Genomic DNA, 19905 nt, shown 5'->3' on the forward strand with positions numbered 1-19905 from the left:
CGTCCCTCCCCGGGCAGACGTAGATGGTGGTTCAGGCCGGGCGGTAGCCCTGGGTGAGTTCTTCTTCGAGGCGCTCGGTGTCGACGGCGTTTTCCCACTTGCCCACGACGAGCGTGGCGACACAGTTGCCTGCGATGTTGGTGAAGACGAAGGCGGAGGACAGGATCCGGTGCACACCGAGGATCAGGGCAATGCTGCCTACCGGGATGGTCTTGGTGGCGGCCAGGGTCATGGCGAGTACCGCGATAGCCGAGCCTGCCACGCCGGCACCGCCCTTGGATGTCACTAGCAGCACCAGGAGCAGCCCCAGCTGTTGTTCCCAACCCAGTGCCGTGCCCGTGGCTTGCGCCAGGAACACGCTCACTGCGGCGAAGTACAGGCATGTGCCGTCGTGGTTGAAGCTATACGCCGTGGGCAACACCAGGCCCACCACGGATTCCTGCACGCCGAGCTTCGTGAGTTTGGCAGTGAGCTGGGGGAATACGCTCTCCGAGGAGCTGGTGCCGATCACGAGGACCAGTTCCTCGCGCACGTAGCGCATCAGCTTCCACAGGTTGAAGCCCGACCAGCGCGCGATGGGCCACAGCACCACCACGATGAAGATCACGCAGGTGAGGAAGAACTCGCCCACCAGCGCGGCCAGCGGCACCAGCGTTTCGAGGCCGAACTTCGCTACCGTGAACGCGATGGCGCCGAACGCGGCGATGGGCGCGATCTTCATCGCGACGCGGATCACCCAGAACAACGCTTGCGATACGAGATGCACCACCTCCAGCACGGGCTTCGCACGTTCGCCCAGCGAGGCCAGGCCGCAGGCGAACAGCACCGAGAACACGAGGATCTGAAGGATGTCGCCCTGGGCGAACGCGTCCACGGCGGACTTCGGCACCAGGTTGAGCAGGAACTCGCCGAAGTTCATGTGCGCAGCGGGGTGCACCGCGTCCGAAGGCGTGTGCAGCGCGGCGGGGTCGATGTGCATGCCCACGCCAGGCTTCAGCAGGTTGATCGTGACGAGGCCAATCACGAGGGCGAAGCTGGTGACGATCTCGAAGTAGACGATCGCCTTCACCGCGATCCGGCCGACCTTGCCCAGGTCGCGCACGCTGGCGATGCCGTGGGTCACCGTGCAGAAGATGATCAGGCCCACCACCATCTGGATGAGGCGGATGAACACGTCGCCGAGGGGCTTCAGCTGCGTGCCCACGTTCGGCGCGAGCGCGCCGACCAGCACGCCAAGCGCCATGCCGGCCAGCACCTGGAAGGTGAGGTCTTCGTAGAAACGCTTGCGCACGGGCGTTCGTAGAGCGGGTTTAGCAGTCATCCGGGATTCCGTGGCGGGGAGATCAAGCGCCGTCATGGCCGAGAAGCTCCATGGCGGGAGCGAACACCTCATCGACAGTGAGTGCGCGCGGCAGCAGATCCTGACGCAGGCACGCTTCGATGGTGTACGCCACCGGATCACGCAGGGCCGTGAAGCCGAAGCGGTACGGTACCGGCTGCCCGTCATGGGCGGCTAGCGGGGCTGCCGCTTCCTTCAACAGGCGGTAGGCGGCACGCATGGCCTCCGGATGCGCATCACAGGCCGCGCGGCTCGCCGCGACCATGTGGTTGATCGGCATGAAGCCGTGCTTGCGCCACCATGCATGGTCGCGTGCGTCGGCATCCGGGATCAGCGGCGCGAAGCCCGGTTCCGTGGGCAGGTCGTTGCCGAAGATGGCAGCATCCACCTCGCCGCGCTGGAGCATCTCGGCGAGGCTCTGGTCCTTGGGGGCGTGCGAGACATACGGTGGATCCTGGAACTCGGCGACGTGCGCCGGATCCTGGGTGATCCACTCGACCTGCCGCAGGTCCAGTCCTGCATCCTCGGCGAGGTGTGCACGTACCCACATGCCGGTGGTCTGCGTATAAGCGCGCACCGCGACGCGCTTGCCGGCAAGGCTCGCTGGATCGAGGATGCCGCGGTCGGTCCAGCCCACGATGCAGCCACGCTGGAAGCGTGAGGCCACGACGGCGGGTAGCAGGACGATGGGCGCACCGTACGCGATAGCCTGCAATGCGGTGACGATGGCCAGTTCGCACAAGTCGTAGGCCGTCTCCCGCACCATCGGCGCGAAGGCCTTGTGCACCGGCGAGACATCCACGAAATCGAGCGTGACGTCGCGGTCCGTCAACGCGCCGCGCTTCAGCGCCTGCGTGTGCGGGTACGTTTTCAGCACGGTGCGGAGCGTTGCCGTGCTCATGCGGCGGCTCCGGCGCGGGCGAAGGGATAGAGCGATATCGCCGTGCGATGGCCGATCGCCGCCTGTGCCGCGGGCGGCAGATCGCCAAGCACCGTGCGAGCCTGTGCCGCGAGGCTGGCCAGTGTGCCGGCGGCCGCGGGGAAGTTTGAGCCCCAGGCGATCCGTTCCGCGCCGTAGTGGGTGAGCAGTGCATCAAGGAACGCCGTGGGCGTGGACTGGCCCTTTGCCGCGGCCTCGAGCGTCCGGTTCGTTAGCTTGAGGTACACGCCCGGGAAGGTGGCCATGTCGAACAAAGCCTGGGCGGCCGTATAGGGCGCACCATCATCGAGTTCGGGGCGCGCGCAATGGTCGAGCAGGACGCGCACCTTCGGGAAGCGGGTGAGCAGGTCGCGCAGCACGGGCAGGCCGTCCATCGTCATCTGCAGACACACCGGAATCCCGTGCTTCTCGGCATGTTCCCAGGCTGGATAGGAATCGGGATGGCCCAGCCATGCAGCCTGGCCCGGCATGGTGCTGCCGGTGGTGAACAGCCGAAAGCCATACAAGCCCTGGGCCTGCCAGTGGTCGATACGCTCCACGGCATCCGCTGCCATCGCATCGATCGAGTACACACCGACGAATCGATCGCGATGGGTGCGGACGGTGTCGGCGACGTAGCGGTTGTCGTGGCCGTAGACCGTCGATGCCTGCACCACCACGGCTTGTTCGATGCCGGCGGCATCCATGGCGCGCAGCAAGCCGTCCGCATCGACCGGCCGCTCACGCGACCATTCGGACTGCTTCCCGCCGATCGGGCCGGTGGGGTAGGTCGCCGCATCGGGCGAAATCACGTGGGTGTGGGTGTCGAACAGGATCACGGGAACCTCATGCCAGGGAGTGGAGCGGGGGCCATTCGCATTCGCTATCGAATTTTGTTGCACTGCAAAAACGGCAACCTCGCTGGACGCGGTGGAATATGCTCTGCCATGGGCTTCACGGCTAATTCGAATTACGATCCGGGTATCGAAAAAGGTTAATGATATGGATCAGCGCGTGTTTTCCCTGAACCTGCGTCATCTTGATGCGCTGCTCGCGGTGGCACGGATCGGGTCGATGAGTGGCGCGGCTGCGGCGGTGAATCTCTCGCAGCCGGCGCTCGTGCACGCGGTGGCCAAGCTGGAGCGGGTGCTGGATGCGCGCTTGTTCGAGCGGCACGCGGCGGGGGTGGAGCTGACGGAGAGCGGCCGCGGGTTCGTGCGCCGGGTGGATACCGCCTTGCGTTTGCTCGTGCGTGGTGTAAGGCGCTTGCGGCGCGCCGTGCGTGGCCAGGCGCTCGCGCATGTGGAGCGGCGCGTCTCCATGGCGCAGCTGCGCGCGCTCGTCGCCGTGGTGGGTAATAGCAGTTATGCAGCGGCCGCCGAGGACGTGGGCGTCTCCGAGCCCGCCCTGCATCGCGCGATGCGTGAACTGCAGGAAGCGTTGGAGGTGCCATTGCTGGTCCGCGTGGGCCGTTCGATCCGGCCAACCGATGCGGCGACGAGGCTAGTGCACTTCGTGCGCCTGATGCTGGCCGAGCTGGGCGCAGCCATCGAGGAGATCGCCAGTGGTGGTGACGCGGGGAGCGGCTTCATCCGTATCGGCGTGCTGCCCGTCGCGCGTGCGCACTTCCTGCCGCGCGTGCTTTCTGCGTTCGCGAGCGAGTATCCCGCGGCGATGGTGGAGGTCATTGAAGGGCCCTATCTCGAGCTGCTTGCGCGCCTGCGCCAGGGCGATATGGATTTGCTCATTGGCTCGGAACGGCAGACCGTGCCTGCGCGCGATGTGCTGCAGGAAGGCTTGTTCGACGACGAACTGGTCATCGTGGGGCGGGCGGGGCATCCGTTGCGTGGCGGCCGCCTCACCACGGCCGCGTTGCTTCGCTATCCGTGGGTGGTGCCTGCCCGTGGCGTACCGTTGCGGCTGAACTGGGAGCGCATGTTCCATGTGCGTGGCGTGGAGCCGCCGCCTATCCGACTGCAGTGCGCCTCGGTGCTGATCATGCGCGGCATGATGCTCGCGGGGGACTGGCTCACCCTGATGTCGCGCGATCAGTTCCTGCTGGAAAGCCGTGCGGGCCATCTCGTTGAGCTGGGTACCCCGGGCAAGGATTTCTGGCGGCGTATCGCGATGACCCGGCGAAGCGAATGGCTGCCTACGCCGTTGCAGGCAAAGTTTGTCGCGCTGCTGCGGCGGATGGCGGCAGAGAAGGCCTCCGGGCAGTAGAGCGGCCGGCTCTTCCGTCAGGCGCCAGGGCGCGCCGCTGCAAGACACGCGCGCCCCGGCGGGCGCGAAATCGGAGGGTCCGAACCAATAATGTTTGCGCACGCGGCCCTACAGGGGCGAGCGGCGGGTGCGTGCGCGTTTTTTACAACTGCCCGGAGGCCTGCGCATGAGTGCCGTCGTGAAAGTCGCCGTGATCACCGGTGCCTCGCAGGGGATCGGCGCCGGGCTCGTCTCCGCCTTCCTTGAACGTGGGTTTCGTATTGTCGCGAACTCCCGCGCCATACCGCCGTCCGATCACCCGGATATCCATGCGGTGCCAGGCAATATCGGCGACCCCGAAGTGGCGGAGCGGGTCATCCGCGAGGCCGTGGAGCGTTTCGGGCGCGTCGATACGCTGGTGAACAATGCGGGCGTATTCGTGCCCAAGCCGTTCGTCGAATACACCGCACTCGATTACGCCAATGTGCTGACCGTCAATCTTCACGGATTTTTCTACGTCACGCAGGCGGCCGTGCGGCAGATGCTTGCCCAGGAAAGTGGGCACATCGTCAGCATCACCACGACGCTGGTGGAGCATCCGGTGGCCGGGATTCCGTCGGTGCTGACGTCGCTCACCAAGGGCGGCGTCACCTCCGCCACCAAGTCACTGGCGATCGAATACGCCACGCGTGGGATTCGCGCCAATGCGGTTTCCCCTGGCGTGATCCAGACGCCGATGCACGAACGCAGCGAATGGGGCGTGCTCGCGGCACTGCACCCGGTACACCGCATGGGCGAGATCAAGGACATCGTCGATGCCGTGATGTACCTGGAAAACGCGACCTTCGTCACCGGCGAAATCCTGCACGTCGACGGCGGGCAGAGCGCCGGGCACTGAACCCCCTGAGGAGTACCCAGGTCATGCCGATCGTCACCATCCAGATCACGCGCGAAGGCTCCGGCCCCGGGCGCAAGCACGTTACCGATGAAGAAAAGGCCGAGCTGATCAAGGGCGCAAGCGAGCTGCTGCTGCGCGTGCTCAACAAGCCGCTGGTCTCCACCTTCGTCGTGATCCAGGAAGTACCGCTCGAGAACTGGGGCTGGGGCGGCCTTCCCGCCCTCGAATTCCGACGCCAATTCCCGGAAGGCCCCCGGTAGGAGCCCACTCTGTGGGCGACATCTTTCGCGAAAGGCTCGCAGGGCCTGTGGCGTCTGTACGAACGGCGTCGCCCACAGGGTGGGCTCCTACAAGGGCCAGGCAGCTCTTGTGTAGGAGCCCACCCTGTGGGCGACATCTTTCGCGAAAGCCCTGCAGGCCCTGTGGCGGCTGTACGAAAGGCGTCGCCCACAGGGTGGGCTCCTACAAAAGGCTAGCCTAGCCGCTTGATGGCCTCTGCCACGCCCGCGCCATACTCGGCATGGCACGCCGTGCAGTTGGCGATATGCCGCTGCACTACCGGCTCCGATGCGCCCTTGATCGCCCGCGCCGTGTTCTCGAACAACACCTGCCGCTGTGCGGCCGACATGTTCTCGAACAGTTTCCGCGGCTGCGAGAAGTAATCCGTGTCCTCGCGGTGGTTCCAGCGCGCGGCGGCGCCATCCACGGAGAGCGGCGGCTCGCTGAAATCCGGCTGCGGCTGCAGGGCACCACGGCTGTTCGGGGCGTAGCTGGTGGCATCGCTCTTCGCGGCATCCATACGCATCGCGCCATCACGGTGGTAGCTGTGCACCGGGCACTTCGGCGCATTCACCGGGATCTGCGCGTAGTTCACGCCCAGGCGGTAGCGCTGGGTATCGCCATACGAGAACAGGCGGCCCTGGAGCATCTTGTCGGGCGAGAAGCCAATGCCCGGCACGATCACGGCGGGCGAGAACGCAGCCTGCTCGATATCCTGGAAGAAGTTCTCCGGGTTCCGGTTCAGCTCCATCACGCCCACTTCGATCAGCGGGTAGTCGGCGTGCGGCCACACCTTGGTCAGGTCGAACGGGTTGTACGGGGTCTTGCTGGCTTCGGCTTCCGGCATGATCTGCACGTAGAGCGTCCAGCGCGGGAACTCACCGCCCTCGATCGCGTTGAACAGATCGCGCTGGTGGCTCTCGCGATCGCCGCCGATGGTGGCACCGGCTTCCGCGTCGGTCAGGTTCTGGATGCCCTGCTGGGTCTTGAAAGTGAACTTCACCCAGAAACGCTCGTTCTGCGCATTGATGAAGCTATAGGTATGCGAGCCAAAGCCATGCATGTGGCGGAACGAGCGGGGGATGCCGCGCTCGCTCATCACGATCGTGACCTGGTGCAGGGCTTCCGGCAGGTTGGTCCAGTAATCCCAGTTGCTATCCGCCGAGCGCAGGCCCGTGCGCGGATCGCGCTTGATCGCGTGGTTCAGGTCCGGGAACTTTAGCGGATCGCGGATGAAGAACACCGGCGTATTGTTGCCCACGAGGTCCCAGTTGCCTTCCTCGGTATAAAACTTCAGCGCGAAGCCGCGGATATCGCGCTCGGCATCGGCCGCACCGCGTTCGCCGGCCACGCTGGAGAAGCGCGCGACCATCTCGGTCTTCTTGCCTACTTCCGAGAAGATCTTCGCACGGGTGTACTTCGTGATGTCGTGGGTCACCGTGAAGGTGCCGAACGCGCCGGCGCCCTTGGCATGCATGCGGCGCTCGGGGATCACTTCGCGATCGAAATGGGCCAGCTTTTCCAGGAACCAGACATCCTGGAGAAGAGCCGGCCCACGCGGGCCGGCGGTCATGGTGTTGTCGTCGTCGGCGACGGGTGCGCCGAAGACGGTGGTGAGCTTGCTCATCGGTGATCCTTGGGAACGGTTGAGGGTTGGCCCGGGTGGCATCACGTTAGGGAGCTTCACGCGGGATGTGAAATTCAAAGTTCTTTTCGATCCGATAGCTTGTACCTATGGGTCGCGTTTTCGCTTTCGCGATCCCTCAGGTCGGCCAGCCGTTACCCAGGATGCAGTGGACGAAGTCGCCGCGATGGAAGTGAGGTTCCTTGTGCGCCATGACATCGGCCTTGACGTTGCCGAAGGTGGTCTCGGGTTTGTTGCGCACGCCGTTGTAGAACGCATCGATGATGCCGTGCTTGAACGCCGGGCCGCGCGGGTGGGCTTCGGCGACGCTCTCGCGATCATGCGTGTGCACGTTCTCGAAGCCGAGGCCGAGCACATCCATCTCTACGCCCGCGGTCACCAGGGCGATCTCGGGCTTCATGTGCTGCGGGATACCCGGCGTGGTGTGCAGGGCGATCGAAGCCCACACGGTATCGACCTGTTCCGGGCTGATGCCGCGGGCGAGCAGGAAGTCGCGCGCGACGTTGGCACCATCGACTTCGAAGCGCTCGGTCTTGCTCGAATGCTCGGGCACCAGGCCCATGTCGTGGAACATCGCACCGGCATAGAGCAGCTCGGGGTCGAAGGTCAGGCCCTTGGCCTTGCCGGTGAGCGCGCCGAAGAAGAACACGCGGCGGGAGTGGTGGTAGAGCAGATCGCTCTCGGTATCGCGCACGAGCTGGGTGATCTCCCGGGCGAGCGCGCTATCCGGAACGACGATGCCTGCGATGGTCGTGGTCATGAGGGCGTCCTTTGGGTGGGTTGGTGGACACCATTTCACGGCCTCGGCGGGTTGGCTGGATCGAATGCGAAGTATCAAATCCAGCCAATCACCAGCCTATCCAGCCACCTCCCGTAGGAGCCCACCCTGTGGGCGACATCTTTCGCGACAGCGCATCAGGTCCTGTGGCATTTTGGCGAAAGGCTGTCGCCCACAGGGTGGGCTCCTACAAGGCGGTGGTTCAGGCCTTCTTGCCCAGCTTGCGGTCCAGGAAGTCGCCGATCAGCGGCATGATTTCGTCGCCCTTGTCTTCCAGTGCGAAGTGCCCGGTCGGGAACAGGTGGAACTCGAGGTCCTTCAGGTCGCGCTTGTACGGGTGGGCGCCGTCGGCCGGGAAGATCGTGTCGCGCTCGCCCCAGGTGATCAGGGTTGGCGGCTGGTGTTCACGGAACAGGCGCTGCACTTCGGGATAGAGCGGGACGTTCTTGCGGTAGTCGTACATCACGTCCATCTGCACATCCTCGTTACCGGGGCGATCGAGCAGGCGCTGGTCGTGCACCCAGTTGTCCGGGGAGATGCGGGTCTTGTCGTCCACGCCATCCGTGTACTGGAAGATCGTGGTGTCGAGCTTCACCAGCCAGCGCAGCGCATCGCGGCTCTTCGCGGCGCCATCGGCCCAGTACACCTTGATCGGATCCCAGAACGCCTTCAGGCCTTCGTCGTAGGCGTTACCGTTCTGGATGATCAGCGCGGTGAGCTTCTCCGGGTTCTTCAGGAACAGTTGCCAGCCGACCGGTGCGCCGTAGTCCATCACATACATCGCGTACTTCTGCACCTTCAGCCGTTCGAGCAGCGTGCGGACGATGTTGCCGAAGCCTTCGAAGCTGTAGTGGTAGTCCTTCACATCCGGCGCGTCGCTTTCGCCGTAGCCGGGGTAGTCCGGAGCGATCACGCGGTAACGCGTGGCGAGGTACGGGATGAGGTTGCGGAACATGTGTGACGAGGTGGGGAAACCGTGGAGCAGCAGCACGACGGGTGCATCGGCGGGGCCGGCTTCGCGGTAGGCGATGTTGAGGCCGTCGATTTTTTCGTTGCGATAGAAGACGACCGGGGGCTTGGCTTGGGTGTTCATGAGGTATCTCCAGGGTGCGTGGTGTGCCGGGGTGGCGATCAGGATTCGCGAGGCGGTACGGGCGGGTTGAACGGTGAGGCGTCGATGTACGTCCACGCGGCGCGCGGGATGGCGTCGTGGAGCAACCAGCGGTCGACGTGAAACTGCAGGTAGCGACCGGTGCCGCCGGTTTCATCGGAGGGATCGGGCTGGTCCCATTCGAGTGAGACGGTGCCGGTGAGCTGGAGCAGGCGGCCGTGGGTGAAGTCGGGGATGCAGATGCCTGCGTGAGCATCCACCTGCAAATTTCCCCAGGTATTGAACATGCTGTTGCCGGGATAGTCGGGAATGCGCAGCGTGCGTTCGTCGATCAGTTGCACGAAGCCTTCGTCGCCGCCACGGTGTGAGACATCCGCGCCAGCTTCGGCGTGGCGGCTGGCGAGAAACAGCGTGTCAGCCTGGGTGACCAGTGCCGACACGCTGCCGCGTAATGCCGAGCCGCTGGCGGTCTGCGTGGCAGTGCGGCGTTCTTCCAGCGTACGAAGCTGGCGGCGCTGGATGTATTTCGGGCAATTGGGGTACGCCTCGCGGACGCTCACTTCGAGGTGCTTGTCGTCCTTACCGGTCAGCGTCCCGTTCACCCGGTAGCGGCGGCGGGTGCCCAGTTCAATGAAGAGCAGGCCGAGGTCCTTATTGGCGGCGAGATTGGTCCACAGGGGTTCGTGGGCCTCGCGGTAGGCCATGGGGACGTCCAGCGAGATCTGCGACCCGTCTTCGGTATGCGCGAAGCCCGGCTTGCCGAAGAGCAGCGAAGCCCATACCGCCCCGGTGGCGTCGATGCTGCCGGTGGCCACCATGAACTGGCTGGCTACGAACGGGCGGGCACCGCCGATGACGCTATCGCTCACCATGGCGACGTTGCGGGCGGCAGTCGCCGCCTCGCCAGCGCGGCGCTGGACCGCGCGTTCGCCTTCGTGGAAGTGGTGGTTGCGTGACATGGGGGCGTCCTCGTTTCGATGGGTCCATTCTTCGAAAACGGCCCTGAGTCGGGAACGAGACGGCTCGCAATTGATTGTTGCGCGTGGCGTAATGATGGCCCCAGGGCCCTTAGGCCGCCGGACGCACCGCCATGGATCAGTTGCACCTGATGAAAGTCTTCGTGGCCGTCGGCGAGGAGGAGAGCTTCGCTGCGGCCTCGCGCCGGATCGATCTTTCACCGGCTGCGGTGACCCGCGCCATCGCGGCGCTCGAAGACGAGCTTGGGGTGAAGCTGCTGGCCCGGACGACACGCAGCGTGCGGCTGACCGAGGCCGGACAGCGCTACCTCGACGACACGCGCAACATCCTCGCCAGCATCACCGAAGCGAACGAGGCCGCCGCTGGCGTCAACGCGGCGCCCAAGGGCAACCTCTCGATCACCGCCTCGGTGATGTTTGGCCGTACCTTTGTCATGCCCTGCGTCGTGCGTTACCTGCAGGACTACCCGGAGGTGGATGTCTCCGCGTACTTCCTCGACCGCGTGGTCAACATGGTGGAAGAGGGTATCGACGTCGCCGTACGCATCGGCCACCTGCCGGATTCCAGCCTGAAGGCATTGAAGGTGGGGCAGGTGAGGCGGTTGATGGTGGCTTCGCCGGCGTATCTGGAAACGCATGGTGTGCCCGAACACCCGGCGGATCTGCTGCGCCATACCATCATCGCGACCAGCGGCTTGTCGCCGCGAGTCGATTGGAAGTTCGGCAGTGCCGAAGACCCGACGCTGGTGCGAACGAAGCCACGGCTGACGGTGACGGGTAATGATGCGGCGATCGCCGCGGCCGTCGCCGGGCTGGGCGTCACCCGGCTGCTGTCGTACCAGGTAGGCGAGGAGCTCGCCTCCGGCAAGCTCAAGATCATCCTGGCCGACTACGAAGAAGCCCCCTGGCCGGTGCACGTCGTCCACCGTGAAAGCAAGTACGGCTCCACCAAAGTCCGCCGCTTCATCGACCTGCTAGCTGAACACCTGCGCCAACACCCTCATCTGGCGTGACCCGGGTTCCGCAACGCCACGATGACGGCCCTCAGCTCGTGTAGGAGCACGCTTGCGCGCGATATGCTTGGCTTGAGTCCCGAAGACGTGCGGCGGCTTCAAACGCTTAAGGAAATGGGGTTGTGACGATGAAATTCAGGATGAAAGTTGAGCGGCTGTTCAAAGTCGGCGACAAGACCATTCTCGCTGGTCCACTAGATGCCCAACCTAAAGTCATCAAGGCCGCCATGTGCGAAGTGGTGATTGATGGTGCAGTAACCGAAAGAATAGGGATTGATGGTGAGGTCAGTAATGGCACCGAAAATAGGGATCTTTGGACAAGCTCGTCGATTGAGTTAAACGCCAATGTGCTGACTTCTCACGAAGTCTGGCTAGTAGAGATCTAGGTTTCTTATAGATGAACAAAACTCCCGCGGTGAGCGAGCCTTGATAAAGTTCATCGATAGTCACGGTGGATTGTGGAACCTCATGGAGGACGATGAGCAGGTCGCGAAGGAGGCTTTGGGCTACTTGATGCGTAATGGGGTTAAGGTATTCAATGACCTCGGATTGCTGCGAGCGTTTGAAGAGTCGAAGCGCTCATAGTGTCGGACGGGATGGTGTTGACGTTGGCAAATGACGTCTAGTAAGGCGGGACTGTTCCGCGAATCCCATTGGGCGATTCAATCAATCGGGTGACAACTGATCATGCATCAACGGACCGTCGAAACCTTCGAAGAGCTCGCCAGTAAGGATTGGTTCTCTTGCGTTGGTATTCGTGACTCAGGGCGAGTGTCGTTTGCATCGAGTTGGGATGAAGCGCTCGCAGCGAGTGAGTCACCGTACTGGAGGGACCTTTGCGAGGAGGCGGCTAATCAGTACCGTGAACGACTAGTGGAGCGCGACCGGGATCGCTTCAATGAGTGGAATAAGGTCGTTCGAATGGTCAAGGCCGTATCAGTCCCGTTGGTCACTCGGAAAACAGAGTCGATTGTCGCGGCGCATAACCTTCCGCACACGTTTGTAGGCAGCGTTCAATGGGACATCCTGCATCTCGGGATGGAGTCGGAATTTGCCGATGTTTTTCCGCCTGGGTTCTATGCAAGCCAGGCGTATTGGTACGCTGGCGGGCATTTCCCCTGTGGGTGGGAGGGGGCCTTCCCGGAGGGACGGCTTGTCGTCTTTTAGCTCGCGCCCGTCCCCTCGTTACATCAGACGAAGGCCTGTAAGCTTCTGACGGAACAACAGGCATGGAGCGGGCAGGGGTAAAAGGGGGCAGGAATTGCAAGGTTCGCGAGGGTTAATGCTCAATGGATAGATTGTCAGGCGACTTTGAGGCCGCGCTGAAAGATCTCAGGTCGCATGCGTTGGCGATTGATGAGTTTAAACAATGGGTTCTTTCTCACAAGGATGCGCTGTCGAACCAAGTGAGCAGGGGCGCCTATCTGCGACTCGTCCGCGGTGATATGGGCGAGGTGATGGCGAGCGTTTCCGTGATTCTTCCCGGCTGTTCGCATTGCGATACTATTTGCTCGCAGGGTGTATTTGATTCGAGGATCGAACAGCAGGAATGCGAAAAACGCGTTGACGCTGCGCTCGCTTGCGGGGAGATGCGTCGGATTGGACGGCCCGATTGGTTTAGGCCACGGCATCCTCAGTTAGGAGCCGATGGTTACTTCGAATGCATGGCTTGCGCTTCAGTATGGACGCTAGTCGAGCCGGAGCGAGAAGGTCGCGGTCTGTGGGAGCGAATCGCTTAACTTGCCAGTTCGTGATTGACCTGGCCTGATCGGCTCCTTCACCCGGAGGGCGCGCTTCCTAGCCAAACGCGAGACCGTTAGCGACAAGCTTGTCCCGATCGTCCAGCGGCTCAGGCCAACCAATGGCACGTTTGCCCTCGCGCTAGCCGCTATATGGTCGGGGCCGACTCGCAGGTAGGGGTGCCAGGGAAGCGCATGAATGTTTTTGCTCCATTGATCCGGCGCCCGGCGGGCGCGTCATTGCTGGGCATTGGCCTGCTTATCGCGGGACTCTGGGCGTATCGGCTATTGGGCGTGGCGGCGTTGCCTACCATGGCTATTCCTGCGGTCTTCGTCACCACGTCGCTGCCTGGTGCGAATGCAGACACCATGGCGAATACTGTTATGGCGCCGCTGGAGCGGCATCTCGGCCGCATTCCTGGCGTCACGCAGCTCTCCGGTACGGCTAGCGAGGGCTCGGCCCAGGTCCAGCTGCTATTCGAATTCGGCACGAATACCGATGCAGCCGCGCGTGATGTGCAGGCAGCGATCAACGCCGCCGCGACAGATCTGCCTCCCGGCTTGCCTTCGCCGCCGCAGTACTTCAAGTTCGACACCTCGCAGATGCCGGTGGTTTTGGTGGCACTGAGTTCACCAAGCCTGCCGCCGGATCGGCTCTACGACCTGGCCGATTCACTGGCCAAGCCGGAAATCTCTCGCGTCGATGGCGTTGCGAACGTGCAGGTATCGGGCGGTTCAGCGCATGCGGTGCGCGTCGAGCTGGATAGCCTGGCGCTCGCCGCCAAGGGCATGACCTCGGGCGATGTGAGCAATGCGCTGATCGCGGCCAATGTCACCTCGGCGCTGGGTAGCCTGCAGGCCGGGCATAGTCAAATGATGCTGCTGGCGAACGATGCGCTGACCTCGCCGGCTGATTTCGCGCGACTGGTCGTGGCCTCGCGCAATGGCACGCCGGTGCGGTTAAGCGACATCGCGGCGATCACCAGCGGACAGGAAGACGAATACCAGGCCGCGTGGTTGAACGGCCAGCGCAGCGTCGTGCTGCAGGTGAGCAAGCGGCCAGAGGCGAATGCCGTCGCCACGGTCGACGCCATCAAGGCGAGGATTCCCGCACTTCGCGCCCTGTTTCCCGCCGATACGCAGGTCACGCCCATCTTCGACCTGACCCAGACGACGAAGACCGCGCTTCACGAAGTGGAGATTGCCCTCGGCATCAGCGTGCTGATGGTGGCAGGTGTGATGTTGTTATTCCTTCGTCGCCTGGGACCAACGCTGATTGCCATGGTCAGTGTGCCCTTGTCGCTCGCCGGGGCCTTCGGGGTCATGTGGCTGCTGGGCTATTCGTTGAACACGCTCTCGCTGGTCGCGTTGGTGCTGGCCATTGGCTTCGTGGTGGACGATGCGATCGTGGTGATCGAGAACATCGTGCGGCACATGGAACTCGGCATGCCACCACTCGAGGCAGCGCTGCTCGGTACGCGGGAAATCGGCTTCACCGTCGTTTCGATCACGCTGTCGCTGATCGCCGTGTTCGCGCCCATGGTGTTTGGCAACAACATGTTCGTGTCGCTGGTGCACGAGTTCTCGGTGACCCTGGTTGCAGCGATCGTCGTCAGCGCCATCGTTTCGCTGACCATTACGCCGGCTTTGTGCGGCCGTTACCTCGTGCACCATCCCGAGGGCGATGTATCGCGGGTGGGGGCAGCACTGGCGCGCTGGGATAATGCCGTCCTTCGCCGCTACGAACGCATGCTGCACTGGTCGATGCGGCACCGCCGGCTCATGCGCTGGCAGCCCGCATTGCTGCTCATACTGACCGGCGGTCTGGCCGTTGCAGTGGCCGCCACGGCGGGAGGTGCGATCATGCCCGACGAGGACCTGGGCATGTTCCAGGTGGGCCTGACCTCCGAGGCGAATGTTTCGCCCGAGCGCCTCGCGGAGCGCACCCGTTACGTCGCCGGCCTCGTCCAGGCCGATCCCGCGGTGGCCGACGTGACGGCCATTCTCGGCGGCAACGGCGGTGGCGCCGTGGGCAATTCGGCCAGCATGTACGTCGGCATGAAGCCACCCGGCGAGCGGACGGCTAACGTGAAGGACGTGATCAGCCGCCTCTCGGAGAAGACCAAGGCCTTCCCGGACGTCACCGTGGTGATGACACCGATCCAGTTCTTCGGCGGTGGGGGCGACACACGGTCGGGCGGGCCGCAGTACCAGGTGCAGCTGACGAGCACGTCGGGCATCAGCCTGCAGGACACGACGCTTGCGGTGGCAAAGCAGCTTCGCGCCATGCCGCAGTTGCGTGATGTCAGCACCAGCTTCGATACGATCGGCAACGAGCAGGCGCTGACCGTCGATCGCGATTCGGCTGCACGCCTTGGCGTGAGTATGGCCGCCGTGGATGATGCCTTGTACAACGCCTTCGGCCAGCGCCCTGTATCGACGATCTTCTCGGAGATCAGCCAGTATCGGGTGATCTTGACGGCGTCAGGTGCGCATTCCTTACAGCCCGGTAGCCTTCTCAACACTTACGTGCGAAGCAGCGCTGGAAGCATGGTTCCTTTGTCGGCGATCGCACGGATTGCCCGTTCCATTACACCCACGGGCATCAGCCACCACAACCAGCTGGAATCCTCGTCGATCAGCTACAACCTTGCGCCAGACGTGAATCAGGTGCAGGGCATGCGGATCGTCGACAGCCTGATCGATCACACGCGGTTACCGCCCGGCGTGCAGAAGGAGGAGACGGGCTCTAACCAGAAGCTGATCGAGGCGGTGACGGGTGCGTTGGTCATGCTGGCATCGGTCATTGCCATCATGTACGTGCTGCTCGGCGTGCTCTACGAAAGCCTCATCCACCCCTTGACGATCCTTTCCACGCTCCCCGCAGCCGGCATGGGTGCCTATCTGGCCATGTTCGTCACCCAGACACCGCTCACCCTGATGTCGGTGATCGCGGTGCTGATGCTCATCGGTATCGTGAAGAAGAACGCCATCATGATGGTCGACTTCGCCCTCGTAGCCGAGCGGGAGCGGGGCATGTCGCCTGTGGAAGCCATCACTGAGGCTGCTCTGGTGCGCTTTCGGCCGATCACCATGACCACGCTGGCTGCGATGGGTGCGGCTCTGCCGTTGGCCATTGGCTTCGGGGTGGGGTCCGAAATGCGTGTGCCGCTGGGTATCGCCATCCTGGGTGGGTTGCTGGTCTCGCAGTTGCTGACTTTGCTTAGCACGCCTGCCATCTACTTATGGCAGCATGACCGTCGAGCGAAGAAAGCCCTGCGGATGACCCTCGCCACCCTGTAGGAGCGCGCTTGCGCGCGATCGCGCGCAAGCGCGCTCCTACAGGGTTGTAATTATCAGTCCCGGCGACCTCGGGGGGTATATCCGGAGCGACAGGGCGTTAAAAGGCGGGTGCGAACACGCTGCGAGACGTGACTGGTAAAAGGAAACACGATGCTTCGGCTTGACGGAACTACAAGGAGAGAGGCGAATGTCGCAGCAGTTACCAAGTGAGATATATGAGGCCATTACCTCACTCTGTAAGGGTGGCGATGAATTCATGGCTCGGGGAGAGCTGGAAGTTGCGCGCGGGAAGTATCAGGAGGCACTTCAATTATTGCCCGCTGATCACAAGCAGTGGGAAGCCGCAACGTGGATTTATGTTGCTCTCGGTGATCTGGACTTTCGATCCGAAAACTTTGAGCGAGCGTTTAGGTCATACATCAACGCCGTTCAATGCGCGGGTGGCCTTGGAAATCCCTATGTCCATTTGAGAATAGGTCAGTCCGCGTTTGAGCTCGGAGACTTGGGTCGTGCGGCTGATGAGTTGGCTAGGGCCTATATGGGGGCGGGGCTTGATATCTTCATGGAAGATGATCCCAAGTACTTGGAGTTTCTAGAGACTAAGATCGAAATCTAGGTGCCTTGATCCCGAGCGGGTCGCTGACAAAAAAGTTCGCGTGATCGCGCGCGAGGAAAGCGCGCCGTAGCGCCTGATTGCGCGCAAGCGCGCTCCTACAACGGCGTTATTCCCACAGCCGGCCGGGGAGGCGGGTGGAGATTTCCTGCACGACCCACTCGTTGCCATCCGGATCGTTGAACGACAGGAACGAGGCGTAGCTCTTTCGGTCGGGGTTCGGTCCGTTGACGCGGTTGTGGTTGCCGCCGTGGTGGAATAGCCCATCCGCATCGTGGAACACGTCGCTGGTTTCGATGCCGCGCTTGCGTAGTTCGTCGCGCACCGCTACCACGTCGCTCGCGACCAGATGCAACCCGCGCACAGACCCCGGTGCTGCTTCGCTCATCTTGTCGCCGAACTGCACCGAGCAATGTGATTGCGGCGGTGTGAACTGGATGACCCGAAAGCCTTTCTCGTTGGCGAAATCCGCGTCGAGACGCCAGCCGAGCTGGGTGTAGAACGCTTTGGCGCGGTCGGGGTCGGCGACGGGGATGACCACGATCTCGAACGTTAGTGGGATCGGGAAGGGCTCGGCGGCGTGGGTGGTATTCATGGGAGGGCTCCAGGGACGCAAGCCACCACGATGTGCCTCCGTGACTGCCGCGTCTTGGTGCTGTTTTCCCTGAGAACGAAAGTGCCCGCCGGCTTGCCGGCGGGCACCTTCGTGCGTGGCACTTATTCCGGCATCAGGCGGCCAGCTTCGGGGCCGCCGGAAAGTCCACGGCCACACCCGTCACCGCGTGCAGGTAGTTGGTGATGGTCTTGTCACCGATGGTCACGATGGTGTCGACGAGGTTCTCAGCCGTCCATCCCGCGGCGAAGAAAGCATCGACAAGGGCACTCTCCACCTTGCCGCGCTGCACCGCGATGGCCTTGGTCAGCCGTGCCAGCGCGTCCAGCTTCGGATCGAAGCTTGCGGTGCCGCTACGCACTTCCAGTACCTGGGCTTCGCTGAAGCCGTTCATCTTGCCGATCAGGGTGTGGGCTGCCAGGCAGTACTCACAGTCGTTCACCTGGCTGACAACGAGGTTCACGACTTCGCGTGCCTTGCCGGTGATGCTGCTTTTGGCGTTCTGCAGGGCCAGGTAGTTGCCCAGTGCGTTCTCCGAATGCGCCAGGGTGGCGTAAAGGTTCGGCACCATGCCGAGGCCCTTGGTGAGGGTGTCGAAGTGGGCCTGGTTGGCGGGGGAAACGTCGTCGCGGGTGGGGACGTTGAGGCGTGACATGGTGGTTCTCCAGGTGGAGGTTGGGGGGAGGATTACTGCGCGGAATAGCCGCCATCGACAGCGACGATCTGGCCGGTGAGATAGCGGGCCTTGTCGCCGGCGAGGAATACGATCGTCTGGGCGATTTCATCGACCGAGGCGGCGCGGCGTGCCGGGATGGTGCTGAGGAAGCCTTGTTTTGCGGCTTCGTCATTGCCGACGAAACGATCGAGCATGTCGGTGGCGACAGGACCCGGTGCGACGGCGTTGACGCGGATGCCTGCGGGAGCGCCCTCGAGTGCCACGGCCCTAGTCATGCCTTCCACGGCATGCTTGCTGGCGACGTACACCGAGGCCCCAGCGATACCGACATGGCCCGCGATCGACGACACATTCACGATGGCGCCGTGGCCCTGTGCCTGCATGGCACGCATTTCGTGCTTCATTGATAGCAAGGTGCCGAGCACGTTGGTGGCGAACGTGGCCTCGTAGTTGTCGACGGTCTGTTCGGCGACCGGGCCAAGCTGGCCTTCGGTGCCAGCGTTGTTGATGGCGGCATCGAGGCGGCCAAAGCGGGCGACGGTCTGTTCAACCAGGGCGCGGACATCGGCCTCGTGGCGGACGTCGGCGCGGATGAATTCCGCTTCCACGCCGAGGCCGCGCAATTCGGCGGCGAGGGCGTGGCCGGCCTCGTCGCGGCGGCCGCTCACGACCAGGCGGGCGCCATCGGCGGCGAAGGCGAGGGCGGTGGCGCGGCCGATGCCGGTGAGGGCGCCGGTAATCAGGATGGCGGGGGTGTTCATGGCTGTGCTCCGGTGGTGGTGTGCGAGTCGATGGGTGAACTTTGATCCATTCCGATAAGCGCAACTAGAAAGCTGGATGGCATATGATTGAGTCCTGATAGGAATGAAATGGGGCGCCCCGTGGACAAGCTGCAAGCCATGCACACCTTCGTACGCGTCGTGGAAGCCGGCAGTTTTTCCGCCGTGGCCAAGGAGCAGGGCAGTACCCAGAGCGCGATAAGCAAGCAGGTGGCCGCACTTGAGCGGGAGCTCGGCGCGAAGCTGCTCGCGCGCACGACGCGCTCCCTTGCCCTCACCGACGAAGGCGCTCGCTACTTCGAAACGGCGCGCCGCCTGGTGGCCGAGATTGCCGAGGCGGAAGCCGTCCTGGGTACGGGGAGGCAGGCGTTGAAGGGCACGCTACGCGTTGCGGCGTCGGTGGGCTTTGGCCGGCTGAGGTTGATGCCTGTCGTGCAGAGCTTTCTGGCGGCAAATCCCGATGTGCAGATCGACATGCGCCTGAGCGATGGCTTCATCGACCTGGTCGAGCGCGGCATCGATGTGGCCGTGCGTATTGGCGAGCTGCCGGATAGCAGCTTCGTCGCACGCCGGGTTGGCCATTCCGTGCGCGAGGTGCTCGCGCATCGGCGCTACCTGCGTGGTCTGCCGAAAGGCATGAAGCCTCCGGCACATCCGCTCGATCTCGCGGAGCACAACTGCATTGTTTACACCGGTACCGGCATGCGGCGTAGCTGGCACTTCGTGGCGGGCGTGGGCGCGAATGAACCGGTGGGTACCGAGCACAAGGTGCCCGTGTCGGGCACGCTGCAAACGGATAGCAGTGAAGTGGTTCGCGCCGCCATCCTCGGTGGCATGGGCGTGTGCTACACGCCCACCTGGTTGTTCGAAGAGGAGATCGCGCGCGGCGACGTGGTGAAGCTCCTGCCGGATTGGTCGATCCTTTCGCCCATCCATCTGGTGAGCCCGCAGGAGCGCAGGCACTCGGCGAAGGTGCAGGCCTTTATGGATCACGTTACATCGGCTTTCGCAGCAACCTGAT

At 63.4% G+C, this 19905-nt stretch carries 18 protein-coding genes; 8 read left to right on the plus strand and 10 right to left on the minus strand.

The genetic code is table 11. The features are described from left to right. Positions 1-31 precede the first annotated feature (31 nt). The 3 genes from dctA to L2Y96_RS10180 are packed head-to-tail and all read right to left on the minus strand — an operon-like array spanning position 32 to position 3097. The gene (dctA, locus tag L2Y96_RS10170; RefSeq protein WP_247336409.1) at positions 32-1321 is read right to left on the minus strand and encodes a C4-dicarboxylate transporter DctA; all 1290 of its coding nucleotides are present in this window, start codon (positions 1319-1321) and stop codon (positions 32-34) included. Positions 1322-1343: 22 nt separating this feature from the next. Continuing rightward, positions 1344-2240, minus strand: coding sequence for a substrate-binding domain-containing protein (locus L2Y96_RS10175; RefSeq protein ID WP_247336412.1), 897 nt, complete (start codon positions 2238-2240; stop codon positions 1344-1346). Next, a complete protein-coding gene (locus tag L2Y96_RS10180; RefSeq protein ID WP_247336415.1) occupies positions 2237-3097 on the minus strand; it encodes an amidohydrolase family protein in 861 nt (286 codons plus the stop codon). Before L2Y96_RS10180 ends, L2Y96_RS10175 begins: the two co-directional genes overlap by 4 nt. Positions 3098-3272: 175 nt before the next feature. On the opposite strand from L2Y96_RS10180, the gene L2Y96_RS10185 reads away from it, so the two are divergent. The 3 genes from L2Y96_RS10185 (at position 3273) to L2Y96_RS10195 (ending at position 5618) form a co-directional block, all read left to right on the plus strand. Then, a complete protein-coding gene (locus tag L2Y96_RS10185) occupies positions 3273-4481 on the plus strand; it encodes a LysR family transcriptional regulator (protein ID WP_247336418.1) in 1209 nt (402 codons plus the stop codon). 166 nt (positions 4482-4647) lie between these two features. Then, positions 4648-5358: an SDR family NAD(P)-dependent oxidoreductase gene (locus tag L2Y96_RS10190; protein WP_247336420.1), complete on the plus strand. Its 711-nt coding sequence runs from the start codon at positions 4648-4650 to the stop codon at positions 5356-5358. A 23-nt stretch (positions 5359-5381) separates the two neighbouring features. After that, entirely contained in the window at positions 5382-5618 is a 237-nt protein-coding gene (locus L2Y96_RS10195; RefSeq protein ID WP_247336423.1) for a tautomerase family protein, read from the plus strand. A gap of 212 nt (positions 5619-5830) precedes the next feature. Here the strand turns inward: L2Y96_RS10195 and L2Y96_RS10200 are convergent, their stop codons facing one another. The 4 genes from L2Y96_RS10200 to L2Y96_RS10215 all read right to left on the minus strand — a co-directional run bounded on the left by L2Y96_RS10200 (position 5831) and on the right by L2Y96_RS10215 (position 10130). Further along, a complete protein-coding gene (locus tag L2Y96_RS10200; protein WP_283248885.1) occupies positions 5831-7306 on the minus strand; it encodes a catalase in 1476 nt (491 codons plus the stop codon). 94 nt (positions 7307-7400) lie between these two features. Then, positions 7401-8042 carry an HD domain-containing protein gene (locus L2Y96_RS10205; protein WP_247336426.1) on the minus strand — a complete coding sequence of 214 codons (642 nt, stop codon included), beginning with the start codon at positions 8040-8042 and terminating at the stop codon, positions 7401-7403. A gap of 220 nt (positions 8043-8262) precedes the next feature. Next, positions 8263-9153 (minus strand): alpha/beta fold hydrolase, encoded by an 891-nt coding sequence (locus tag L2Y96_RS10210; RefSeq protein ID WP_247336429.1) that lies wholly within the window; start codon positions 9151-9153, stop codon positions 8263-8265. A gap of 38 nt (positions 9154-9191) precedes the next feature. Beyond that, positions 9192-10130 carry a pyridoxamine 5'-phosphate oxidase family protein gene (locus L2Y96_RS10215; protein WP_247336432.1) on the minus strand — a complete coding sequence of 313 codons (939 nt, stop codon included), beginning with the start codon at positions 10128-10130 and terminating at the stop codon, positions 9192-9194. Between the two features lie 131 nt (positions 10131-10261). On the opposite strand from L2Y96_RS10215, the gene L2Y96_RS10220 reads away from it, so the two are divergent. The 4 genes from L2Y96_RS10220 (at position 10262) to L2Y96_RS10235 (ending at position 16819) form a co-directional block, all read left to right on the plus strand. Further along, entirely contained in the window at positions 10262-11161 is a 900-nt protein-coding gene (locus L2Y96_RS10220) for a LysR family transcriptional regulator (protein WP_247336435.1), read from the plus strand. Positions 11162-11283: 122 nt separating this feature from the next. After that, positions 11284-11547, plus strand: coding sequence for a hypothetical protein (locus tag L2Y96_RS10225; protein WP_247336437.1), 264 nt, complete (start codon positions 11284-11286; stop codon positions 11545-11547). A gap of 1548 nt (positions 11548-13095) precedes the next feature. After that, positions 13096-16203 carry an efflux RND transporter permease subunit gene (locus L2Y96_RS10230; RefSeq protein ID WP_247336439.1) on the plus strand — a complete coding sequence of 1036 codons (3108 nt, stop codon included), beginning with the start codon at positions 13096-13098 and terminating at the stop codon, positions 16201-16203. Between the two features lie 187 nt (positions 16204-16390). After that, a complete protein-coding gene (locus L2Y96_RS10235; RefSeq protein WP_247336442.1) occupies positions 16391-16819 on the plus strand; it encodes a tetratricopeptide repeat protein in 429 nt (142 codons plus the stop codon). Between the two features lie 106 nt (positions 16820-16925). On the opposite strand, the gene L2Y96_RS10240 is transcribed toward L2Y96_RS10235, so the two are convergent. From L2Y96_RS10240 to L2Y96_RS10250, 3 genes are all read right to left on the minus strand, one after another. Further along, positions 16926-17411 carry a VOC family protein gene (locus L2Y96_RS10240; protein WP_247336445.1) on the minus strand — a complete coding sequence of 162 codons (486 nt, stop codon included), beginning with the start codon at positions 17409-17411 and terminating at the stop codon, positions 16926-16928. Positions 17412-17544: 133 nt separating this feature from the next. Next, positions 17545-18084 (minus strand): carboxymuconolactone decarboxylase family protein, encoded by a 540-nt coding sequence (locus L2Y96_RS10245; RefSeq protein WP_247336448.1) that lies wholly within the window; start codon positions 18082-18084, stop codon positions 17545-17547. A 32-nt stretch (positions 18085-18116) separates the two neighbouring features. Then, complete coding sequence (locus L2Y96_RS10250) at positions 18117-18866, minus strand: SDR family NAD(P)-dependent oxidoreductase (protein ID WP_247336451.1); 750 nt, start codon at positions 18864-18866, stop codon at positions 18117-18119. A 120-nt stretch (positions 18867-18986) separates the two neighbouring features. Between L2Y96_RS10250 and L2Y96_RS10255 the strand changes: the two genes are divergently transcribed. Further along, entirely contained in the window at positions 18987-19904 is a 918-nt protein-coding gene (locus tag L2Y96_RS10255) for a LysR family transcriptional regulator (protein ID WP_247336452.1), read from the plus strand. Position 19905: the final 1 nt, after the last annotated feature.

This window comes from Luteibacter aegosomaticola, from assembly GCF_023078475.1.
GTDB classification, from domain to species: domain Bacteria; phylum Pseudomonadota; class Gammaproteobacteria; order Xanthomonadales; family Rhodanobacteraceae; genus Luteibacter; species Luteibacter aegosomaticola.

Excerpts from the sequence above, each read along its gene's own strand:
- dctA (WP_247336409.1), bottom strand. The coding sequence starts at position 1,321 with ATGACTGCTAAACCCGCTCTACGAACGCCCGTGCGCAAGCGTTTCTAC.
- L2Y96_RS10175 (WP_247336412.1), bottom strand. The coding sequence starts at position 2,240 with ATGAGCACGGCAACGCTCCGCACCGTGCTGAAAACGTACCCGCACACG.
- L2Y96_RS10190 (WP_247336420.1), top strand. The coding sequence starts at position 4,648 with ATGAGTGCCGTCGTGAAAGTCGCCGTGATCACCGGTGCCTCGCAGGGG.
- L2Y96_RS10195 (WP_247336423.1), top strand. The coding sequence starts at position 5,382 with ATGCCGATCGTCACCATCCAGATCACGCGCGAAGGCTCCGGCCCCGGG.
- L2Y96_RS10200 (WP_283248885.1), bottom strand. The coding sequence starts at position 7,306 with ATGCCACCCGGGCCAACCCTCAACCGTTCCCAAGGATCACCGATGAGC.
- L2Y96_RS10205 (WP_247336426.1), bottom strand. The coding sequence starts at position 8,042 with ATGACCACGACCATCGCAGGCATCGTCGTTCCGGATAGCGCGCTCGCC.
- L2Y96_RS10210 (WP_247336429.1), bottom strand. The coding sequence starts at position 9,153 with ATGAACACCCAAGCCAAGCCCCCGGTCGTCTTCTATCGCAACGAAAAA.
- L2Y96_RS10215 (WP_247336432.1), bottom strand. The coding sequence starts at position 10,130 with ATGTCACGCAACCACCACTTCCACGAAGGCGAACGCGCGGTCCAGCGC.
- L2Y96_RS10220 (WP_247336435.1), top strand. The coding sequence starts at position 10,262 with ATGGATCAGTTGCACCTGATGAAAGTCTTCGTGGCCGTCGGCGAGGAG.
- L2Y96_RS10230 (WP_247336439.1), top strand. The coding sequence starts at position 13,096 with ATGAATGTTTTTGCTCCATTGATCCGGCGCCCGGCGGGCGCGTCATTG.
- L2Y96_RS10235 (WP_247336442.1), top strand. The coding sequence starts at position 16,391 with ATGTCGCAGCAGTTACCAAGTGAGATATATGAGGCCATTACCTCACTC.
- L2Y96_RS10240 (WP_247336445.1), bottom strand. The coding sequence starts at position 17,411 with ATGAATACCACCCACGCCGCCGAGCCCTTCCCGATCCCACTAACGTTC.
- L2Y96_RS10245 (WP_247336448.1), bottom strand. The coding sequence starts at position 18,084 with ATGTCACGCCTCAACGTCCCCACCCGCGACGACGTTTCCCCCGCCAAC.
- L2Y96_RS10250 (WP_247336451.1), bottom strand. The coding sequence starts at position 18,866 with ATGAACACCCCCGCCATCCTGATTACCGGCGCCCTCACCGGCATCGGC.